At 69.9% G+C, this 17,682-nt stretch carries 17 protein-coding genes and 1 pseudogene; 11 read left to right on the top strand and 7 right to left on the bottom strand.

Translation table 11 applies throughout. The features are described from left to right. Nucleotides 1–187: pseudogene (locus WBA97_RS13595) on the top strand (IS110 family transposase); the annotation flags it as partial. A 258-nt stretch (nucleotides 188–445) separates the two neighbouring features. Here the strand turns inward: WBA97_RS13595 and WBA97_RS13600 are convergent. Then, nucleotides 446–1,273, bottom strand: a complete 828-nt coding sequence (locus tag WBA97_RS13600; RefSeq protein ID WP_424231155.1) for a M15 family metallopeptidase — start codon at nucleotides 1,271–1,273, stop codon at nucleotides 446–448. Between the two features lie 152 nt (nucleotides 1,274–1,425). On the opposite strand from WBA97_RS13600, the gene WBA97_RS13605 reads away from it, so the two are divergent. Both WBA97_RS13605 and WBA97_RS13610 read left to right on the top strand, forming a co-directional pair. Further along, on the top strand, nucleotides 1,426–2,205 hold the full coding sequence (locus tag WBA97_RS13605) for a S1 family peptidase (protein WP_424231141.1): 780 nt from the start codon (nucleotides 1,426–1,428) through the stop codon (nucleotides 2,203–2,205). Between the two features lie 28 nt (nucleotides 2,206–2,233). Continuing rightward, nucleotides 2,234–2,665: a GNAT family N-acetyltransferase gene (locus WBA97_RS13610; protein WP_424231156.1), complete on the top strand. Its 432-nt coding sequence runs from the start codon at nucleotides 2,234–2,236 to the stop codon at nucleotides 2,663–2,665. Here the strand turns inward: WBA97_RS13610 and WBA97_RS13615 are convergent. Beyond that, the gene (locus WBA97_RS13615; protein WP_424231142.1) at nucleotides 2,658–3,797 is read right to left on the bottom strand and encodes an 8-amino-7-oxononanoate synthase; all 1,140 of its coding nucleotides are present in this window, start codon (nucleotides 3,795–3,797) and stop codon (nucleotides 2,658–2,660) included. The two genes, WBA97_RS13610 and WBA97_RS13615, sit on opposite strands and share 8 nt — an antisense overlap. Before the next feature lie 153 nt (nucleotides 3,798–3,950). Between WBA97_RS13615 and WBA97_RS13620 the strand changes: the two genes are divergently transcribed. The 7 genes from WBA97_RS13620 to WBA97_RS13650 all read left to right on the top strand — a co-directional run bounded on the left by WBA97_RS13620 (nucleotide 3,951) and on the right by WBA97_RS13650 (nucleotide 11,711). Then, nucleotides 3,951–4,760 carry an ABC transporter ATP-binding protein gene (locus tag WBA97_RS13620; RefSeq protein WP_424231143.1) on the top strand — a complete coding sequence of 270 codons (810 nt, stop codon included), beginning with the start codon at nucleotides 3,951–3,953 and terminating at the stop codon, nucleotides 4,758–4,760. After that, nucleotides 4,748–5,533: an ABC transporter ATP-binding protein gene (locus WBA97_RS13625; protein WP_424231144.1), complete on the top strand. Its 786-nt coding sequence runs from the start codon at nucleotides 4,748–4,750 to the stop codon at nucleotides 5,531–5,533. Before WBA97_RS13620 ends, WBA97_RS13625 begins: the two co-directional genes overlap by 13 nt. Then, the gene (locus tag WBA97_RS13630) at nucleotides 5,530–7,311 is read left to right on the top strand and encodes an AMP-dependent synthetase/ligase (protein WP_424231145.1); all 1,782 of its coding nucleotides are present in this window, start codon (nucleotides 5,530–5,532) and stop codon (nucleotides 7,309–7,311) included. Before WBA97_RS13625 ends, WBA97_RS13630 begins: the two co-directional genes overlap by 4 nt. Then, the gene (locus tag WBA97_RS13635; protein ID WP_424231146.1) at nucleotides 7,308–8,204 is read left to right on the top strand and encodes a branched-chain amino acid ABC transporter permease; all 897 of its coding nucleotides are present in this window, start codon (nucleotides 7,308–7,310) and stop codon (nucleotides 8,202–8,204) included. Before WBA97_RS13630 ends, WBA97_RS13635 begins: the two co-directional genes overlap by 4 nt. Next, nucleotides 8,201–9,298: a branched-chain amino acid ABC transporter permease gene (locus WBA97_RS13640; RefSeq protein ID WP_424231147.1), complete on the top strand. Its 1,098-nt coding sequence runs from the start codon at nucleotides 8,201–8,203 to the stop codon at nucleotides 9,296–9,298. The genes WBA97_RS13635 and WBA97_RS13640 overlap by 4 nt, the downstream gene beginning before the upstream one ends. A 16-nt stretch (nucleotides 9,299–9,314) precedes the next feature. After that, nucleotides 9,315–10,586, top strand: coding sequence for an ABC transporter substrate-binding protein (locus WBA97_RS13645; RefSeq protein ID WP_424231148.1), 1,272 nt, complete (start codon nucleotides 9,315–9,317; stop codon nucleotides 10,584–10,586). A gap of 324 nt (nucleotides 10,587–10,910) precedes the next feature. Beyond that, nucleotides 10,911–11,711, top strand: a complete 801-nt coding sequence (locus WBA97_RS13650) for a S1 family peptidase (protein WP_424231149.1) — start codon at nucleotides 10,911–10,913, stop codon at nucleotides 11,709–11,711. Nucleotides 11,712–11,751: 40 nt separating this feature from the next. On the opposite strand, the gene WBA97_RS13655 is transcribed toward WBA97_RS13650, so the two are convergent. After that, nucleotides 11,752–12,306, bottom strand: a complete 555-nt coding sequence (locus WBA97_RS13655) for a thioredoxin family protein (protein ID WP_424231150.1) — start codon at nucleotides 12,304–12,306, stop codon at nucleotides 11,752–11,754. A 40-nt stretch (nucleotides 12,307–12,346) separates the two neighbouring features. Here WBA97_RS13655 and cobA point away from each other — a divergent pair, with 40 nt between their 5' ends. Further along, nucleotides 12,347–13,546, top strand: a complete 1,200-nt coding sequence (gene cobA / locus WBA97_RS13660) for a uroporphyrinogen-III C-methyltransferase (protein ID WP_424231151.1) — start codon at nucleotides 12,347–12,349, stop codon at nucleotides 13,544–13,546. 477 nt (nucleotides 13,547–14,023) lie between these two features. Here the strand turns inward: cobA and WBA97_RS13665 are convergent, their stop codons facing one another. The 4 genes from WBA97_RS13665 to WBA97_RS13680 all read right to left on the bottom strand — a co-directional run bounded on the left by WBA97_RS13665 (nucleotide 14,024) and on the right by WBA97_RS13680 (nucleotide 17,635). Next, entirely contained in the window at nucleotides 14,024–15,472 is a 1,449-nt protein-coding gene (locus WBA97_RS13665; protein ID WP_424231157.1) for a DEAD/DEAH box helicase, read from the bottom strand. Between the two features lie 1,037 nt (nucleotides 15,473–16,509). Beyond that, the gene (locus WBA97_RS13670) at nucleotides 16,510–16,782 is read right to left on the bottom strand and encodes a hypothetical protein (RefSeq protein WP_424231152.1); all 273 of its coding nucleotides are present in this window, start codon (nucleotides 16,780–16,782) and stop codon (nucleotides 16,510–16,512) included. Nucleotides 16,783–16,934: 152 nt separating this feature from the next. Continuing rightward, complete coding sequence (locus WBA97_RS13675) at nucleotides 16,935–17,402, bottom strand: helix-turn-helix domain-containing protein (RefSeq protein ID WP_424231153.1); 468 nt, start codon at nucleotides 17,400–17,402, stop codon at nucleotides 16,935–16,937. Continuing rightward, nucleotides 17,393–17,635 carry a hypothetical protein gene (locus tag WBA97_RS13680; protein ID WP_424231154.1) on the bottom strand — a complete coding sequence of 81 codons (243 nt, stop codon included), beginning with the start codon at nucleotides 17,633–17,635 and terminating at the stop codon, nucleotides 17,393–17,395. Before WBA97_RS13680 ends, WBA97_RS13675 begins: the two co-directional genes overlap by 10 nt. Nucleotides 17,636–17,682: the final 47 nt, after the last annotated feature.

Genomic DNA, 17,682 nt, shown 5'->3' on the forward strand with positions numbered 1-17,682 from the left:
CGCCGCCCTCTACCGAATAGTCATCGTCCGCCTACGCCACTGCCCCCGCACCCGCGCCTACCTCGAACGCCGCACCGCCGAAGGCCTCCCCAAACGCCACATCATCCGCTGCCTCAAACGCTACGTCGCCCGCGAAATCCACCGAGCCCTCACCACAGACCTCACCAACCCCACAAACACCCCTTGACATCTATAGGAGCATCTTTCGGGACATCGCTGATCAGCCACGTTCGCGGCGGGCCCCACCGGATGGTGCTGTCCGGGACAGCAAGAACCCGGGCGGTCCTCTTCTTGAGGTGTCGTGGCAGTCGTTGATCGCCGCTGTGCGAGACGGCCACCTGTCCCGCTGAACACCGGAACTACCTGCGCCCCCAGAGCCTCTCCGGTTCTGGGGGCGCACTGCTGCGTTCAGGTCACGGCTGGCGATCGTGCCGCGCGGCCTGGCCTAGTTCCCCGTCGCCGTGAAGTGCTGGAGGTCCTTCGGGGTGGTCCACTCGCCGCCCCACGACCACCCGGCCGCCGCGAACGCGCGGACCGCGACGTCGCCTGGTTCGACCATGCCCGGCCGCACGTTCGCCCGGTCCACATAGGACGAGGCCAGCTCCGGCAGCACGAGGTCGCCGCGGATGTAGGGGTTGCAGAACGGGTTCAGGTCGATCGCCAGCCCGTACGCGTGCGCCGACCATCGCGTCTGCCCAACGGCGGGACGGCACACGAACGCGGTCGTGTTGTTGCCGTCGCCGGTCGGCGGCGCGGTCAGCTCGGCGAGGGTCACGACCCGCATCTCCTCGATCGGGAACCGTGCGTCGAAGAGGTGCCCGAACACGCGGGTGACGGTGTCCGCGACGCCGGCGCCGACGATCATCTCGCCGGTGTGTGCCCGGCCGTCGTAGCCGAGGAACGACATCGTGAGGTACCGCAGTTCCGTTGTGGCGACGGGACAGGAGGGTTGCCAGGTGCTGCGCGCGAGCACGCCGGCGGGCACCGGCGCGACCGTCGCCGCGTACCGGCCGTCGCCCGGCGGGGGCAGCAGGTCGGTGGTGGGCAGGCGCCGGTTCGCCAGTTCGGGCGGCGTCGGCAGCACCTGGCCGTATCCGTCTGGGCGCAGCGGCAGCGGCCGCGCGCCGACCGTCCACTCCGGACCGGGTGGTGCCGTCGTGGTCGTGGCCGGTGGCGAAGTCGTTGGCACGACGGACGAAACGGACAGCGATGGCGAGCCGGACGACGGTGTGGGCGGCGGTGCGGATGGCGCGCCGGTGCACCCCGCCAGCATCACGGCGGCGAGCACCACGAACCCACGCGGACGAACCACGTACCCCAGCATGCCTCATGCTGAAGTTCACCCGGTTCAGCTACATGGTTCAAGTTGACCACCGCATACCCAACCGGGAAGGTCGAGTATTCCCAACAACTAGGAGACGACACATGGGGGCGACCTCCAGGGTCACTCGGCTTCTGCTCGCGGTGGCGCTGGTCGCCGCCGGTGTCGCGGTCGGGCTCGCACCGGCGAACGCCGACCAGGAGAACCAGCAGATCGTCGGCGGCAGCAGGGTCAGCATCGCCGACCGCCCCTACGTCGTGTACCTGACGACCGCAGAGGGCTTCCAGTTCTGCGGCGGCACGCTCGTCGACGACGACAAGGTCGTCACCGCCGCACACTGCACCGCGGGCAAGCGGCCTGCCGACGTCGTCGTGGTGGCGGGCCGCGAGGACAAGGAGAGCGACGCGGGTGTCGTCGCCCCGGTCGAGAAGATCTGGGTGCACCCGGAGTTCACCGACGTCCGCTCCGGCAACGACGTGTCCGTGCTGACGCTCAGGCATCGGGTGCCGTACGAGCCGCTGGACCTGCCCAAGGAGGACGACGCCGGCCTGTACGCGGCCGGTCGGCCGGGCCTGATCCTGGGCTGGGGCCGCGTCGCGGCCGGCGGGCGGCCGTCGCGGTACCTCCTGCAGGCGAGCGTGCCGGTGATGGCCGACCAGGACTGCGCCAAGTCCTACCCCGCGTACAAACAGGCGGTCATGATCTGCGCCGGTGTCCCGCAGGGCGGCATCGACTCCTGCCAGGGCGACTCGGGCGGCCCGCTCGTCGTGGACGGCAGGCTTGCCGGGATCACGTCGTGGGGCGAGGGCTGCGCGGCCCCGGGCAAGCCGGGCGTGTACACGCGGGTGGCGGTCTACCGGGACGTTGTCAAGGACCAACTCTAGGAGAGAAGCCCTAGCATCTGGGGTTGTGCTGTACTCCGCGAAGGGCGACGAGATCACCGCCGCCGAACTGTACCCGCTGCTCCGGCTGCGGGTGGACGTGTTCGTGGTCGAGCAGGAGTGCCCGTACCCCGAACTGGACGGCAGGGACCTGCTGCCGTCGACCGTGCACGTGTGGTGGCAGCCCGCCGACGAGGTGCATGCCTGCCTGCGCCTGCTCCGCGACCCGGACGGCACCCACCGCATCGGCCGCGTCTGCACGACCCTCTCCACCAGGGGCAGCGGCCTCGGCGCGCTGCTGATGAAGGCGGCGATGGAACACATCGGCGACGAGGCCGCCGTGCTGGAGGCGCAGACGTACGCGCTGAACTTCTACGGCGGTTTCGGCTTCGTCCCGGAGGGCGAGCGCTACCTCGAAGACGGCATCGAACACCAGACGATGCGCCGCGCGGCGGTCAGGTAGGCCGGTGCCGGACGATGACGTCGATCGCGCGGTCGATGTCGGACTCCGACAGGTCCGCGCGTGCGGTCAGGCGCAGCCGGGAGACACCGTCCGGGACCGACGGGGGCCGGAAGCAGCCCACCCACACGCCCGCCGCGCGGCACTCGTCCGCCCACTGGACCGCCTGCTCGGGTGACGGTGCGAGCACCGACACCACCGCGGCCGCCGGGTCGGTGACCGTGAGGCCCGCGTCCCGCAGCCGGGACGCGAACGTCAGCGCCACCTCGCGCACCCGCTCCGGCAGCGTGGGGTCCTCCTTGAGGAGGTTCAGCGCCGCCAGCGCGGCCACCGCGCTCGACGGGGCCAGGCCGGTGTCGAAGATGAAGCTGCGGGCCGAGTCGACCAGGTGCTTGATCACGCGCCGGGGGCCGAGTACCGCGCCACCCTGCGCACCGAGCGCCTTGGACAGCGTCACGGTCGTCACCACGTCCGGTTCGCCGATCAGGCCGGCGTCCGCGACCGCGCCCCGGCCACCAGGGCCCAGCACACCCAGGCCGTGCGCGTCGTCGACCACCAGGGCCGCCCCGTGCGCGCGGCACGCGTCATGCAGCTCGCGTAGCGGCGCGAGGTCACCGTCCACAGAGAACACCGAGTCCGTCACCATCAGTGCGCGTTCGGTGCGCCGCGTCCTGAGCGCGTGCGTGACGGCCGCCACGTCGCCGTGCTTCATGACCGCCACGTCCGCGCGGGACAGGCGGCAGCCGTCGATCAGCGAGGCGTGCAGGTAGGCGTCGGTGACGATGGCCGAACCCTTGCCGGACAGCGCGGTCACCGCGCCGAGGTTCGCGGTGAAGCCCGACGAGAACACCAGGGCCGCCTGCGTGCCACAGAACTTCGCCAGCTCGTGCTCCAGCTCGATATGTGCCTCGGTGGTGCCGGTGACGAGCCGCGAACCGGTCGAACCCGCGCCCCAGCGCAGGGTGGCGGCCGCCGCGGCGCCGGTCACCCGCTTGTCGCGGGACAGGCCGAGGTAGTCGTTGCCCGCCAGGTCCAGCAGGTCGGAGTCGGCGCGGCGGGGGCGAAGCTGCCGCGCGAGCCCCGCGCGGCGGCGCTCGTCCGCGTGGGTGTCGAGCCAGTCGAAGACCGAGGTCACGCGGTCGAGTCTGACAGCAAGCGGTTCCGAGGCCCGGCGACGGGGTGCACGGCTGGTAACGGTTCGGCATGATCCTTGCTCGCCATCCCCGGTGGGGTTAACGTCCGTTTCTGGCGTGATCGACGTCACTACCCATGGAGTGTGGCCTCGCAAATGGTGCCGGTCTTGTCGGTCAACAACCTCGAAGTCGTGTACGACGACGTCGTCCTCGTCCTGCGCGGTCTGTCCGTCGGCGTGCCCGACGGCGCCATCGTCGCGCTTCTCGGGGCGAACGGCGCGGGCAAGACCACGTTGCTCCGCGCCGTCACCGGCCTCCTCGTCGTGCACCGCGGCAAGATCACCAAGGGCACGGTGGCCGTCGCGGGTGACGACCTGACCGGCGCGGACCCCGCCGACGTCGTCCGCAGGGGCGTCGCGCAGGTGATGGAGGGGCGGCGGATCTTCGCCGAGATGTCGGTCGAGGACAACCTGCGCGCGGGCGGCCATTCGCGGAAGCGGGCCGAGTACCGCGAAGACGTGACCAGGGTGTTCGACCTGTTCCCGCTGCTCGCGCAGCGCCGCCGCAGCACGGCGGGCTACCTGTCCGGCGGTGAGCAGCAGATGCTCGCGATCGGCCGTGCGCTGATGGCCCGCCCGAAGCTGCTGCTGCTGGACGAGCCGTCGCTGGGGCTCGCGCCGAAGCTCGTCGAGCAGGTCCGCGACATCATCGTGCAGATCAACGGGCAGGGCACGAGCGTGCTGCTGGTCGAGCAGAACGCGGTCATGGCGCTGTCCATCGCGAGCTACGGCTACGTGCTGGAGGTCGGCAAGGTCGTGCGGGACGGACCGGCCGCCGAGCTGCTGGACGACGAGGACATCCGCGAGTTCTACCTGGGTTCGGCGGCAGGCAGCGCCGACGAGCCAGGCAGGCGCTCGTTCGCCGACGTCAAGAGCTACCGGAGGAAGAAGCGATGGAGCGCGTGAGCGGCGTGACACCACTTCTCGAGGTGTCCGACCTGACGTTGCGCTTCGGTGGTGTCACCGCGTTGAACGGCGTCAGCTTCACCGTCGGCCGTGGCGAGCTGTTCGCGGTGATCGGCCCGAACGGCGCGGGCAAGACGTCGATCTTCAACTGCCTCAACGGCGTCTACCGCCCGCAGCGCGGCACGATCACCCTCGCGGGTGAGCGGCTCCATGGCCGCTCACCGGCCACGATCGCCGGGATGGGCGTGGCGCGGACGTTCCAGAACCTCGGCCTGTTCGAGCAGCTCACGCTGATCGAGAACCTGATGCTTGGCCGCCACCACCTGATGCGCACCGGGATGCTGGCCGGGATGGCGTGGTGGGGGCGGGCGAAACGCGAGGAGGTCGACCACCGCGCGGCCTGTGAGGAGATCGTCGAGCTGCTGGAACTCGAGCCCTACCGCCGCACCCCGGCCGGGCTGCTGCCCTACGGCGTGGCGAAACGCGCCGAGCTGGGCCGGGCACTCGCGATGTCGCCGACGCTGCTGCTGCTCGATGAGCCGGTCGCGGGCATGAACGTCGAGGAGACCGAGGACATGGCCCGCTACCTGGTCGAGGTCCGCCGCGAGCTGGACCTCGCGATGATCCTCGTCGAGCACGACACGCGACTCGTGATGGACCTCGCGGACCGCGTGCTGGCACTGGACTTCGGTACCCCCATCGCGACGGGCACACCGGAGGAGATCCAGCGCGATCCCAAGGTGGTCGAGGCGTACCTCGGTGGTGCGGCATGACGGCCACCACGACGCCGACCCTGTGCGCGCGGTTGCTCGAGCACTCCAGGGACCGGGCCGACGCGGTGGCGATCCGGGAGAAGCACCGCGGCATCTGGCGCCAGTGGACGTGGGCCGAGTACGCGCGGCGCGTCGCGAACGTGGCGGCGGGCCTGCGGTCGCTCGGCGTCGGGCCGGGTGCGCGGGTCGCGATCCACGCGGAGAACCGCCCGGAGTGGGTGATCGCGGACCTCGCCGTGCAGGGGCTCGGCGCGTGCTCGGTGGGGGTGTACCCGACCTCGCCGGCGGCGGAGGTCGAGTACGTGCTGGCGCACTCCGAGGCGTCGGTGCTGATCGCCGAGGACGAGGAGCAGCTCGACAAGGCGCTCGAGGTCCGGTCACGGCTGCCGCTGCTCCAGCACGTGGTGGTGATGGATCCGCGCGGGGTGCGCTCGGCGGCGCTCACCTTCGCGGACCTGGAGAAGGACATCCCGGATTCCCTTGCCGCGTACGAGGACTCGGTCACCGCGCTGGACCCGGCCGACACGGCGATCCTGGTCTACACGTCCGGCACCACCGGCCCGCCGAAGGGCGCGATGATCTCGCACGCGAACCTGGTCGCGGCCGGCGAGACCGCGGTGGCGCAGGGCACGCGGGAGGGCGACGAGGTCCTGAGCTACCTGCCGCTGTGCCACGTGGCGGAGCGGTTGATCTCGGTGATCGACGGCGTGTGGGTGCCCGCGGTGGTCAACTTCGGCGAAGGCGGCCCGTCGTTCCCGAACGACCTGCGTGACGTGCAACCCACCGTCTTCCTCGGCGTGCCAAGGGTGTGGGAGAAGATGCTGGCGACGATCGAGATCCGGATGGGCGACGCGTCCCGGCTGAAGCGCCTGCTGTTCCGTTCGTGTCTGCGCCAGGGCCGCCGGGTGGCGCCGCGCCGGATGGCGGGTCGCGCTTCGGTGCTGGACCGCCTCGTGGCGCTTCTGTGCGAGGTGCTGGTTTTCCGTGCGCTGCGGGAAAAGCTGGGCATGTCCCGGGTGCGGGTGCCGCTGAGCGGCGCGGCGCCGATCGCGCCGCAGGTGCTGGAGTACCTGTGGGCCATCGGAATCCCGGTCCGGGAGGGTTACGGGCAGACCGAGAACACGGCGATCTGCACGCTGACCCCGGCCGACGACATCCGCCTCGGCACGGTCGGCACCGTGCTGCCCGGCGTGGAGGTGCGGCTGGCCGGCGACGGCGAGATCCTGACCCGCTCGGCTGGCGTGTTCCAGGGCTACCTGAACGATCCGACGGCGACCAAGGCCACGGTCGACGAGGACGGCTGGCTGCACACGGGCGATGTCGGCGAGCTGACCGACGACGGCTTCCTGCGCATCACCGACCGCAAGAAGGACATCATCATCACGGCGGGCGGCAAGAACATCTCCCCGTCGGAGATAGAGAACCGGCTCAAGGTGTCCCCGTACGTGCGGGAGGCGGTGGTGATCGGCGACCGCAGGAAGTACGTGACCGCGCTGATCGGCATCGAGCTCGACACGGTCGGCAACTGGGCGTCCCGGCGCGGCCTCGCCTACACCACCTACGCCGACCTGTCCGCGAAGGACGAGGTGCGTGCGCTGATCGACGAGGTGGTGACGGCGGCGAACGCCGAGCTCGCGCAGGTGGAACGCATCAAGCAGTTCACCATGATGACGAAGGAACTCGACCACGAGGACGGCGAGCTGACGGCGACGCAGAAGGTGAAGCGCAAGGCGCTGGAACTCCGGTTCGGACCCGAGATCGAGGCGATGTACCCGTGACGACGTTCCTCACCAACGTGTTCGCAGGGCTCGCGCTCGGGTCCATCTACGCGCTCGTCGCGCTCGGGTTCGTCGTGATCTTCAAGTCGACCGGGGTCATCAACTTCGCGCAGGGCGGGCTGCTCGCGCTCGGTGCGTACTTCGGCTACACCTTCACCGACAACCTGGGCATCGCGTTCGGGATCGCGATCCTCCTCGCGTGCGCGTCGGCGGCGTTCGTCGGCGCGAGCGTCGAACGGCTGGTACTGCGCCGAATGGTCGGCCAGCCGCCGTTCGCCGTCATCATGATCACCATCGGCCTCCTGTTCGTCATCGAGCCGCTCATCACGTCGATCTGGGGGTTCGGCAACCTGCCGCTCACCAACCCGTGGAACATCCAGACCGTCGAGGTGGGCGGGCTCGTGCTCGGCGTGCGTGACCTCTGGACCATCGGCATCACCGTGGCGGTCGTGATCGCGTTCTTCCTCTTCTTCCGGTTCACGCGCATGGGTCTGGCCATGCGGGCCACCGCGTTCGACCCGGAAGCCGCGCTGGCGCAGGGGATCAGCGCTCGCCGCGTCTACGCGACGTCGTGGGCCATCGCCGCGGCACTGGCCGCGCTCGCCGGCATCACCCTCGCCGCGGGACCGGGCGGGCTCTCGCCGTCGATCAGCTTCATCGCGTTCGCCGCGTTCCCCGCGATGATCCTCGGCGGCCTCGACTCACCGGCGGGTGCGGTGCTCGGCGGCGTGATCATCGGCCTCGCCGAGGCGCTCACCCGCGGCTACCAGGACCAGCTGTTCTCGTGGGCGGGTGCGAACGTCTCGCTGATCGTGCCGTACCTGATCATGATCGTCATCCTGCTCATCCGGCCGTACGGACTGCTCGGCACCAAGGACGTGAGGCGCATATGAGTAAGCCGCACCGGAATCTCGTCCGCAGCTATGGGCAGGACCTGCGTCTCTTCGGCTCACCGCTGTCCAAAGTGGGCCTTGGGCTCATGATCGTCACGCTGCTGGTGCTGCCGACGGTCGTGCAGGACGACTTCTGGCTGTCGGTGCTCATCTACTCCGGCATCACCGCGATCGGCGCGATCGGGCTCAACCTCCTCACCGGCTTCTGCGGCCAGATCTCGCTGGGCCACGCGTTCTTCATCGGCGCGGGTGCCTACGCGGCCGCGGTCGTCGGCGGCGACCTCGAACTGCCGCTGTTCGTGTGGCTGCTGGCCTCCGCCGCGGTCGGTGCCGTGCTCGGCGGGCTCATCGGCCCGTTCACGCTGCGCCTGCGCGGCCACTACCTCGCGATCGTCACCCTCGGGCTGATCTTCATCGGCGAGCACCTGTGGCGGAACCTGCGCAGCGTCACCGGCGGCAACAACGGCACGTCCGTCGGCGCGCAGGTCACCGTCGGGCCGGTCGACCTCGGCGCGCTCGAGATCGCGGGGGAGAACTACTCCCGCAACCAGGGCTACTTCTGGCTCGTGTGGGTGCTGGTCGCGATCGTCGCGTTGCTGGCGAAGAACCTCGTCCGCACCCGACCCGGCCGGGCGCTGCGTGCCGTCCGCGACCACGACCAAGCCGCCGAGGTCATCGGCGTGCGCGCCGGGCGGTACAAGATCGGCGCGTTCATGGTGTCGAGCGCGATCGCGGCGATGGCAGGCGCGCTCTTCGGGTCCTACCAGCAGCACGTCAGCCCCGACGACTGGACGTTGCTGCTGTCCATCCAGTACATCGCGATCATCATCGTCGGCGGCCTCGGCACGATCTTCGGATCGATCCTCGGCGCGATCTTCGTCGGGGCGCTGCCCGCGCTCATCGACGAGTACTCCAGCGCCATCCCCGGCGTCGCCACCGAGGCGGGCGGCGACGGGTTCATCTCTGTTTTCGCACTCAACCAGGCAATTTTCGGCCTACTGATCGTTTTGTTCCTCGTCTTCGAGCCCAGAGGACTCGCGGGCATCTGGTTCCGGGTCAAGGCTTACTTCAAAGCATGGCCCTTTTCTTACTGATGCAAGGAGGCGTGTCATGACACGCAAGGTTGCCGCGCTGGCACTGGGGCTCGCCCTCGCCCTCACGGCCTGCGGTGGTGCGGGGGAGGACGACGACGGTGGCGGCGGCGCGGCGGGAACGCCGGGCAGCACCGCCGGATTCGACGGCAAGACCATCAAGCTGGGTGTGCTGACCCCGCTGTCCGGCACGGTCGCGGTGATCGGACAGCCGCTGACCGCGGGCAACGAGGTGTACTTCGAGGCGCTCAACGCCAAGGGCGGCATCGGGGGGAAGTACAAGGTCGAGCTGGTCCAGGAGGACACGCAGTACAAGACCGACATCGCCGTCCAGAAGTACAACAAGATCAAGAGCGACGTCGTCGCGTTCACCCAGGTGCTCGGCACCGCGCCGACGCTGGCCGTCCTTCCGCAGCTCAAGTCCGACAAGATCCTCGCCGCGCCCGCGTCCCTGGACGCCCTGTGGGTGCGGGAGGACAACCTGCTGCCGGTCGGCGGTCCGTACCAGGTGCAGGCCATCAACGCGATGGAGTACTACTTCACCGACGGCGGCGGCGCCAAGAGCGACCGGATCTGCACGATGATCCAGGACGACGTGTACGGCGAGGCGGGCCAGCAGGGCATCGACTTCGCGGCGGAGAAGTACGGTTTCACGGTCGCCAACACGCAGAAGTTCAAGGTGGGCACCGAGAACTACGCGGGCCAGATCGGCGCGCTCGCCGGTGCGAGCTGCCAGGTGGTGTTCCTCGTGGCCACGCCGTCGGACGCGGCGAAGATCTGGGGCACCGCGGCGCAGGCCCGGTTCGCGCCGCAGTGGTTCGGGCAGTCGCCGAGCTACACCGGCGCGCTCGCGAAGTCCGCGGTGGCGCCGTACATGCAGCAGTCGGTGCTGATCGTGTCCGAGGGCACCGAATGGGGCGACGACTCCGTGCCCGGTATGACGCAGATGGTGGCGGACGCCGAGAAGTACGCGTCCGGCCAGGAACCGGATTACTACTTCGCGTTCGGCTACAACCAGGCCCGCGCGATGACCGCCGTGCTGGAAAAGGCGGTGGAACTCGGTGACCTGTCCCGCGAGGGAATTCTCCGTGCGTCGAGTGAACTGGGCACGGTGACGTTCGACGGATTGACCGGGGATTACCAGTACGGCCCCGCCGCCGACCGGAACCCGCCCAGGTCGAGCACCATTTTCGGGGTCGACCCGAGTAAGCCGTTCGGGCTGAAGAAGATCAAGTACAACTTCACGTCCGACGCCGCGAAGGAATTCGAGTTCAAGAAGGCCGAACTCTGACATCGGAACAGTTTTTGCATTTTCGCCGAGACCGGGGCCGGGGTCGCCACTGTGGTGACCCCGGCCCCGGTCGTCTCGCGCGAGCGCACCGCGGTGCTGGTGCAAAGGGCCACGTCAGCGCTGCTGCGGTTGGTGGTACTCGCCGGTAAGTCCATCCGTTCGTCGGGTCGTCATCGGGCCCGGTGAATCCGCTGGTCAACGCCATGTTGACGGCCATATTCACCCATCCGGCCTACGACCTTCTGCCGTTGTGGCCGCTTGTGACCGACGAGTAGCCATAAGTCAGCTCGTGGGCACAACGGGCCTGAACAAGGGAGAAAGAGGATGGCTGAGGCAAGGCGCCTGCTACGCCTGATCGGGGTTGCCGCAGCGGCTCTCGCAACGGTCGGTATCGCCGGCACGGCCACCGCGGCCGCCGACGACGTCACACCGATGATCATCGGTGGCGAGGAGACCACCATCGAGGAGAACCCGTTCGCCGTGGCGCTGACCACGCCGGACGGTTTCCAGTTCTGCGGCGGCACGATCGTCGCACCGAACAAGGTCCTGACCGCGGCCCACTGCACCGAGGGCAGCTCGCCCGCGGACATCCAGGTGGTCGCCGGCCGGACCGCACTGTCCGCGGGTGGCGGCACCACCGCAGGCGTCACGGACATCTGGATCCACCCGGCCTGGAACTCCAGCGCGTTGCAGAACGACGCGTCGGTGCTCACGCTCGACGCGTCGCTGACCGAGGCGCCGCTGCCGATCGCGGGGCCGGACGACGGTGCGATGTACGCCGAGGGCGCCAACAGCACGGTGCTCGGCTGGGGCACGACCGAGAGCGGGTCCACTTCGGACGTGCTGCGCAAGGTCGACGTCCCGGTCGTGTCCGACGCAGCCTGCACCGCGTCCTACGCCGACCAGTACGACGCCGCCTCCATGGTGTGCGCCGGCCTGGCCGAGGGTGGCAAGGACAGCTGCCAGGGTGACTCCGGTGGCCCGCTGGTCGGCGTCGCCGCCGACGGCACCCGCAAGCTGATCGGCATCGTGTCGTGGGGCCAGGGTTGCGCCGAGCCGAACTTCTACGGTGTCTACGGCCGCGTCGCCGCGTTCTACGACGAGCTGTCGGGCCAGATCGGCTGATCAATCTCCACGTGTTGTCCGGAAGGACCGCTCCTGCTCGTCAGGGGCGGTCCTTCCATTTGATGGAGCAGCCGATGCTCGGCAGCTGCCCGACCTCGATCTCCTGGCCCGCGAGCACCGAGTCGACGGCGTCGCCAAGCTCGTCCCCGGTCACCGGCACGCCGTTGCCGGGTCGCGCCGCGTCGAACCGGCCACGGTAGACCAGCTTCTTCGCGCCGTCGTACAGGAAGAAGTCGGGCGTGCAGGCGGCGTGAAAGTCCCGCGCGGCGGCCTGCTCGGTGTCCGTGACGTACGGGAAGGACCACCGCCACGCCCTGGCGTTCTCCGCCATGTGCTCCGGCGCCTCGTCCGCGCGGTCCGGGTTGGGGTTGATCCCGATCATCCCGAGCCCCTGCCGCCGCCACTGTGCCGCGAGCGCGCCGAGGCGGGGTGCGATGAGCTTCACGTACGGGCAGTGGTTGCAGACGAACGCGACCAGCGTGCCGCGCGGTCCCGCGGCCCGGTCGAAGGTCCAGGTCGTGCCGTCCGGCTCGGCGAGCGAGAAGTCGGGGGCGGTACTGCCGAGCGGGACCATCGATGAGGGTGTGGCGACCATGGCCAGACGATACCGGCGTGCGTGGGGCATGCTGTCGCCCATGAGTGAGTCGCACTACCTGGCCGGACTCGACCTGGCGGGCCGCCGCGTCGTGGTCGTCGGCGGCGGGACGGTGGCGCAACGCAGGCTGCCGAGGCTGGTGTCGTCGGGGGCCAGGGTGGAGGTGATCTCCCCGAGCGCGACGGCGTCGGTCGAGGCCATGGCGACGTCCGGTGCGGTCGTGTGGCACGAACGCCCCTATGCCGACGGTGATCTTGACGGGGCCTGGTACGTGCTGTGCTGCACGTCGTCGCGGCCGGTGAACGAGGCGGTGTCGGCGGAGGCGCAGCGCCGCCGCGTGTTCTGCGTCCGCGCCGACGACGGCGCCGAGGGCACGGCGGTGACCCCGGCGACCGGCAACCACGACGGCCTGCTGGTCGGCGTCCTCGCCGGTGGCGCGTTCCGCCGCTCGGCCACCGTGCGCGACGGTCTCCTGTCGGCCCTTCGTGCCGGTGCCGTGCCGGTGGCGGGCGCCCGCCCGCACGGTGTCGCCCTGGTGGGCGGCGGCCCCGGTGACCCGGACCTGATCACGGTCCGCGGCCGCAGGCTCCTGGGGCTGGCGGACGTCGTGGTGGCCGACCACCTGGCCCCGGGCGCGTTGGTGGAGGAACTGGACCCGTCGGTGACGGTGATCGACGCGGCCAAGCTCCCGTACGGCCGGGCGGCGTCCCAGGACGCGATCAACGAACTGCTGATCTCCCACGCCCGCGAGGGCCGTTTCGTGGTGCGCCTCAAGGGCGGCGACCCGTACGTCTTCGGTCGCGGTTTCGAGGAGCTGCTCGCCTGCGCCGCCGAGGACGTCCCTGTGACGGTGGTGCCGGGCGTGACCTCGGCGTTCGGCGTGCCCGCGATGGCGGGGGTGCCGGTGACGCATCGGGGGGTGGCGCACGAGGTGGTGGTGGTGTCGGGCCATGTCCCGCCGGGACATCCCACGTCACTGGTCGACTGGCCCGCGCTGGCGGCGCTGAAGGGCACGCTGGTGCTGCTGATGGCCGTGGAACGCATTGGCCTGATCGTCAACGCGTTGCTGGCGGGTGGCCGGGCCCCGGACACCCCGGCCGTCGTGATCCAGGAAGGCACCACAGCGCGCCAGCGGGTGGTGAAGTCCACTTTGGACAGACTGGCGGACGAGGTTGCGGCGCAAGGAGTTCGCCCACCCGCGATCGTGGTGATCGGCCCGGTAACCGCCCTGGGGAAGTGAGGAGGGCGGCCTCCGGCCCCCCGATTCCCAGCGTACCGCCGAGGACCGACAGTTCCGCGTGGTTGTCCACAGGCCCAGCGGTTGTCCACAGTGGCCGCGCAAGCGCGGATTTGTGTCGTCCCCACAAGGTAAAGTGGTTCGAGGGGCCGGAGGCCGCCCCTCGGGCGGTTGTCCACACCCCGCCCGCCGAGGCCCCGTTTCTGTCGGTGGCATCGGGTAGTGCAGCGCCTGTCGGGAGTGGCGGGGGTTTCGCTGCGGTTGTTTGGTGGCGGGCTTGCGCCCTGCCTGGTCGATGCCCCGAACATGTCGACACGGTGGCTGGCGTGGTTGTCCACAGGCCGATCGTCGGCGGCCCGGTTTTGTCGGTGGTCGCGGGTAGCGTGGTTCGAGGGGGCCGGAGGCCACGGCCTGGCCGTGGGGTGCTGAGACGCGTCGGCCCCCGGCGCGAGTGCGCCGGGGGCCGAAGTCGTTGCTGCGTCAGCGGTCTCGGTTGCGTTCCGAGCGGCCGCGGCGCGGGTTGAAGCGCTCGCGGTTGCGGTTGCCCTGCCCGCGGTAGCCGCCACCGCCACCCGCGTGGCGGGCACGCGGCGGACGCTTCGTCTGCTCCTGCTCGACGATCGGCTCGCCGCTCGGCATGCGGGCACCCGTGATGCGGACCAGGTCGTCCGCGCCAGGGGTCACCTTCGTGCTCGTCGGGCGGACGCCTGCCTGCTCGGTCATGCGGGACACCGTGCGGCGCTCCTGGTGGGTCACCACCGTGACCACCGTGCCCGACTCGCCTGCCCGTGCGGTGCGGCCAGCGCGGTGCAGGTACGCCTTCGAGTCCGCGGGCGGGTCGACGTGCACGACGAGGCTCACGCCGTCGACGTGGATGCCGCGTGCGGCGACGTCCGTCGCGACCAGGACCGGGAGCGAGCCCTCTTTGAAGTCACCGAGGACGCGGTTGCGGGCGCCCTGGGTCTTGCCGCCGTGGAGTGCGCCGGCGTTGACGCCAATCGAGCGGAGCTTCGCGGTCAGCCGGTCCACGTGGTGCTTCGTGCGGAGGAACATGATGGTGCGGCCCTCGCGGGCGGCCATCTCCGCGATCACCGCGGGCTTGTCCTCCTTGGACACCAGCAGCACGTGGTGGTCCATCGTGGTCACGCTGGCTTTCGCCGACTGCACCGAGTGCGTCACCGGGTCGTGCAGGTAGCGGTTGACGAGCTGCTGGACGTCACCGTCCAGGGTGGCCGAGAACAGCATCCGCTGGCCGACCGGCGTCAGGTCGAGGATCGCCCGGACCTGCGGCATGAAGCCCATGTCGGCCATCTGGTCGGCCTCGTCGAGCGCGGTGAACGCGACCTCGTCCAGGACACAGGTGCCCTGGCGGACGTGGTCGGACAGGCGGCCCGGCGTGGCGATCAGCAGGTCGACACCGCGACGCAGCGCATCCGCCTGCTTCGAGAACGACATGCCGCCGACGACCGTGCGGCACCAGAGGCCGAGTGACCTGGCGAGCGGCGTCAGGGCGTCGCTGACCTGCATGGCCAGCTCACGCGTCGGCACGAGAACGATCGCACGCGGGTACTTGGGGCGGGCCTTGCCGCCGTCGAGACGGGACAGGAGCGCGAGCCCGAAGGCCAGCGTCTTGCCGGAACCGGTCTGCGCGCGGCCGAGGACGTCCCGGCCGGCGAGCGCGTCGGGCAGCGTCGCGATCTGGATGGGGAACGGCTTGATGATGTCGGCCTTGGCCAGCTCAGCGGACAGCTTCGGCGACAGGCCCAGCTCGTCGAACGTGTCGACGTCTGCGATGACGCTGGTGGGGATCTCGTCGAGCGCGTTGGTCTGCACGTGGTCGACGCGAGGCCGGCGATCGAACTTGTTGCTGCTCACTCGGCTGCGAGGCTTGCGTGAGCTACGACCGGCAGACGCCGACCGGTTGTGCATCGTGGTCACAAAGGTCCTCTCGGGACTTGGCGCGTCTCGGAGAACCCTGTTGTGTTCAGGGGCACGGACGAGCCCGGCGCACGTTGCGCCAAATTGCGTGGTGGTCACCGCTTGCCGAACCGACTCTGTTTCGCCGGGCAGGGGAGCGGCACAGGGTCCGCTCGCGGTGCGATCTTCAGCTTACTCGATCCCGATGTCGCGCGGCACGCGGCACGCCATGTGCCACCTGCCAGGACGGGTCACGGCGCCTGACGGCCCACCGCCTTGACCAACTGTCGGAGCACCAATTTGATTCCCCGGCCAAGGACGGAGATCCGGACCATGACGTTCGACACATGCGCCGAAATGCCCGAGTTGGGGGCTTCGGAGGGGCGCGAGAGCGGGAGGGATCTGCGACGTGGGCAGGGCGCCGGAGGCGTGGGAATGGGAAGCGGAGCTGGGCACCGGGACAGGGAGGCGGACCAGGAGGCGGGCGGCTGGCAGCGGGCGGAAAGCGGTGACGGGCCGGGACGGGAGACGAGACAGGAGGCCGCAGAGCTGGGAGCGGAGCGGAGCGGGGACACCGGAACAGGAAGCGAAGGCGGAGCAGGAGACGGAAAGCGGGTGGAAAGCGGATGCGGAGGCGGAAGGCGGGGCGGGGGGATCGGGAGACGTGAAGCAGGAGGCCACAGGGCTGGACGCAGGAAGCGGAGAGGGGAGGCGAGAAGAAGGGTGGGAGGCGAGATGGCGCGAGGCGGAGGTGGGGCGTGGGAACGAGAGAGGGCGAGACACGAGGCATGTAAAGGAGGAACGGGGGGCGAGGCGTGAGGCGAGACGCGAAGGAAGAGACAAGGCGAGGCGTGAGAGGAAGGAGGGATGGCGAGGAAAGACGCGAGACGCGAGATGCGCAGGGAGGGAGTGGGATGCGGGCGTGGGGAGGGAGTGCGAGGCGCGAGGCCGGGAAGGGGAGGCGGGCATACGTCGGCCCCCACCCTCCGGATACCGCTCCCCTCGTTCCGGAAAGGGTGGGGGCCGATCTCGTCATGTCCGGGGGTTCGTCAGCGGCGATGCACGGTCGGCCACTCGCCCTGCCACGGCTCTCCGTTGCGCCGCTCCGCTTCCGCAGCGTCATCCCATCGGGCCACGGGCCGGATGTCCCACAGGCCGTTCTCGCGCTCGATGAGGATGCCGTTCCCTGCGGACCAGTACCGGCCGAACATGGTGAGGTTGACCAGTTCTCGGGTGGCGCGGTCGATGACCTGTTCGTCGTTGGAGTGGATCGCCGCGACGAGGTCTGCGGGACCGGATGCCGAGGCTTCTCGCCGGATCACAGCACAATCACCTTCTCCACCTGTCCGGCAACCTTGAGAATGACGCGGCTGCTCCCGTGGCATACGCATCCACAGGAGGGCGGGCACGGAGGCGTCCCACATTCAAGACAGCCCACACCAGGTGCCGAGTTCGTGGCGGTGTCCATGCCTGTTCACTCCCTCCCATCTCGGCTTGCGGTCACCGTCAGGTGGGTGACCAGTTCCTGATGGGGCACCTGTGCCGCGACCGCCAACGCCGCGACGGCGTCGAGGCCCAGCAACACCCGGTCCGTGCCGTGGGCCATCCGTGCCTGTGCCCACGCCGCGACCGCCCCATACCGGGGAGTCGGGTCGGCGGCAACCGTCTGCAAATCCACACTGAACGCGTCTGGGCGGTTCAGGTACCGGTCCGTCGCACGCCCCAGCAGGGCCGCAGGTGACTCGCCCATGGCCGCGCAGATCTCAACCAGCCGCGCCACCGTCGACTGCCGGGCCCCGGTCTCGTACGAGGCGAGTGTCTGTGCGGTGATCGTGGACGGTAATCGGGAGGTCAGGTCACGGCGGGAGAGGCCGTGTCGTCGGCGGGCGGCCCGCAACTCCTCACCAACCAGGGATGTCACCTGCGCGGCGGTCAGGTCCACAGGTCCCGCTCCTTGTGCGTGTCGGCGAGGTCCCCGCCGTGGATGAGCAGGCACGCCAGGCACCGTTTCGCTCCCGGCAGCGGGTCGATCAACCGTGAGGTTGGTGCGCAGTGGTCACAGATCGCCTCCGACGAGATCTCCCCCAGTTGGGGGAAGGCGTGTACGAAGTGGTCCCACGGGGACTGCCGCCACAGCAGGTCACCAGGCCAGGCAGGGTCGGAGTGTCTACCCATCACGCACCTCCGTGAGGTGGCCTGACGGGCGCGGCACGTCGGGGGCA

It is taken from the genome of Actinophytocola sp. (genome assembly GCF_049647105.1).
Classification (GTDB): Bacteria; Actinomycetota; Actinomycetes; order Mycobacteriales; family Pseudonocardiaceae; genus Actinophytocola.

Coding starts and splice junctions, on each gene's coding strand:
- WBA97_RS13640 (WP_424231147.1), top strand. CDS start 8,201: ATGAGTAAGCCGCACCGGAATCTCGTCCGCAGCTATGGGCAGGACCTG.
- WBA97_RS13630 (WP_424231145.1), top strand. CDS start 5,530: ATGACGGCCACCACGACGCCGACCCTGTGCGCGCGGTTGCTCGAGCAC.
- WBA97_RS13645 (WP_424231148.1), top strand. CDS start 9,315: ATGACACGCAAGGTTGCCGCGCTGGCACTGGGGCTCGCCCTCGCCCTC.
- WBA97_RS13680 (WP_424231154.1), bottom strand. CDS start 17,635: ATGGGTAGACACTCCGACCCTGCCTGGCCTGGTGACCTGCTGTGGCGG.
- WBA97_RS13625 (WP_424231144.1), top strand. CDS start 4,748: ATGGAGCGCGTGAGCGGCGTGACACCACTTCTCGAGGTGTCCGACCTG.
- WBA97_RS13605 (WP_424231141.1), top strand. CDS start 1,426: ATGGGGGCGACCTCCAGGGTCACTCGGCTTCTGCTCGCGGTGGCGCTG.
- WBA97_RS13655 (WP_424231150.1), bottom strand. CDS start 12,306: ATGGTCGCCACACCCTCATCGATGGTCCCGCTCGGCAGTACCGCCCCC.
- WBA97_RS13665 (WP_424231157.1), bottom strand. CDS start 15,472: ATGCACAACCGGTCGGCGTCTGCCGGTCGTAGCTCACGCAAGCCTCGC.
- cobA (WP_424231151.1), top strand. CDS start 12,347: ATGAGTGAGTCGCACTACCTGGCCGGACTCGACCTGGCGGGCCGCCGC.
- WBA97_RS13620 (WP_424231143.1), top strand. CDS start 3,951: ATGGTGCCGGTCTTGTCGGTCAACAACCTCGAAGTCGTGTACGACGAC.
- WBA97_RS13650 (WP_424231149.1), top strand. CDS start 10,911: ATGGCTGAGGCAAGGCGCCTGCTACGCCTGATCGGGGTTGCCGCAGCG.
- WBA97_RS13600 (WP_424231155.1), bottom strand. CDS start 1,273: ATGCTGGCGGGGTGCACCGGCGCGCCATCCGCACCGCCGCCCACACCG.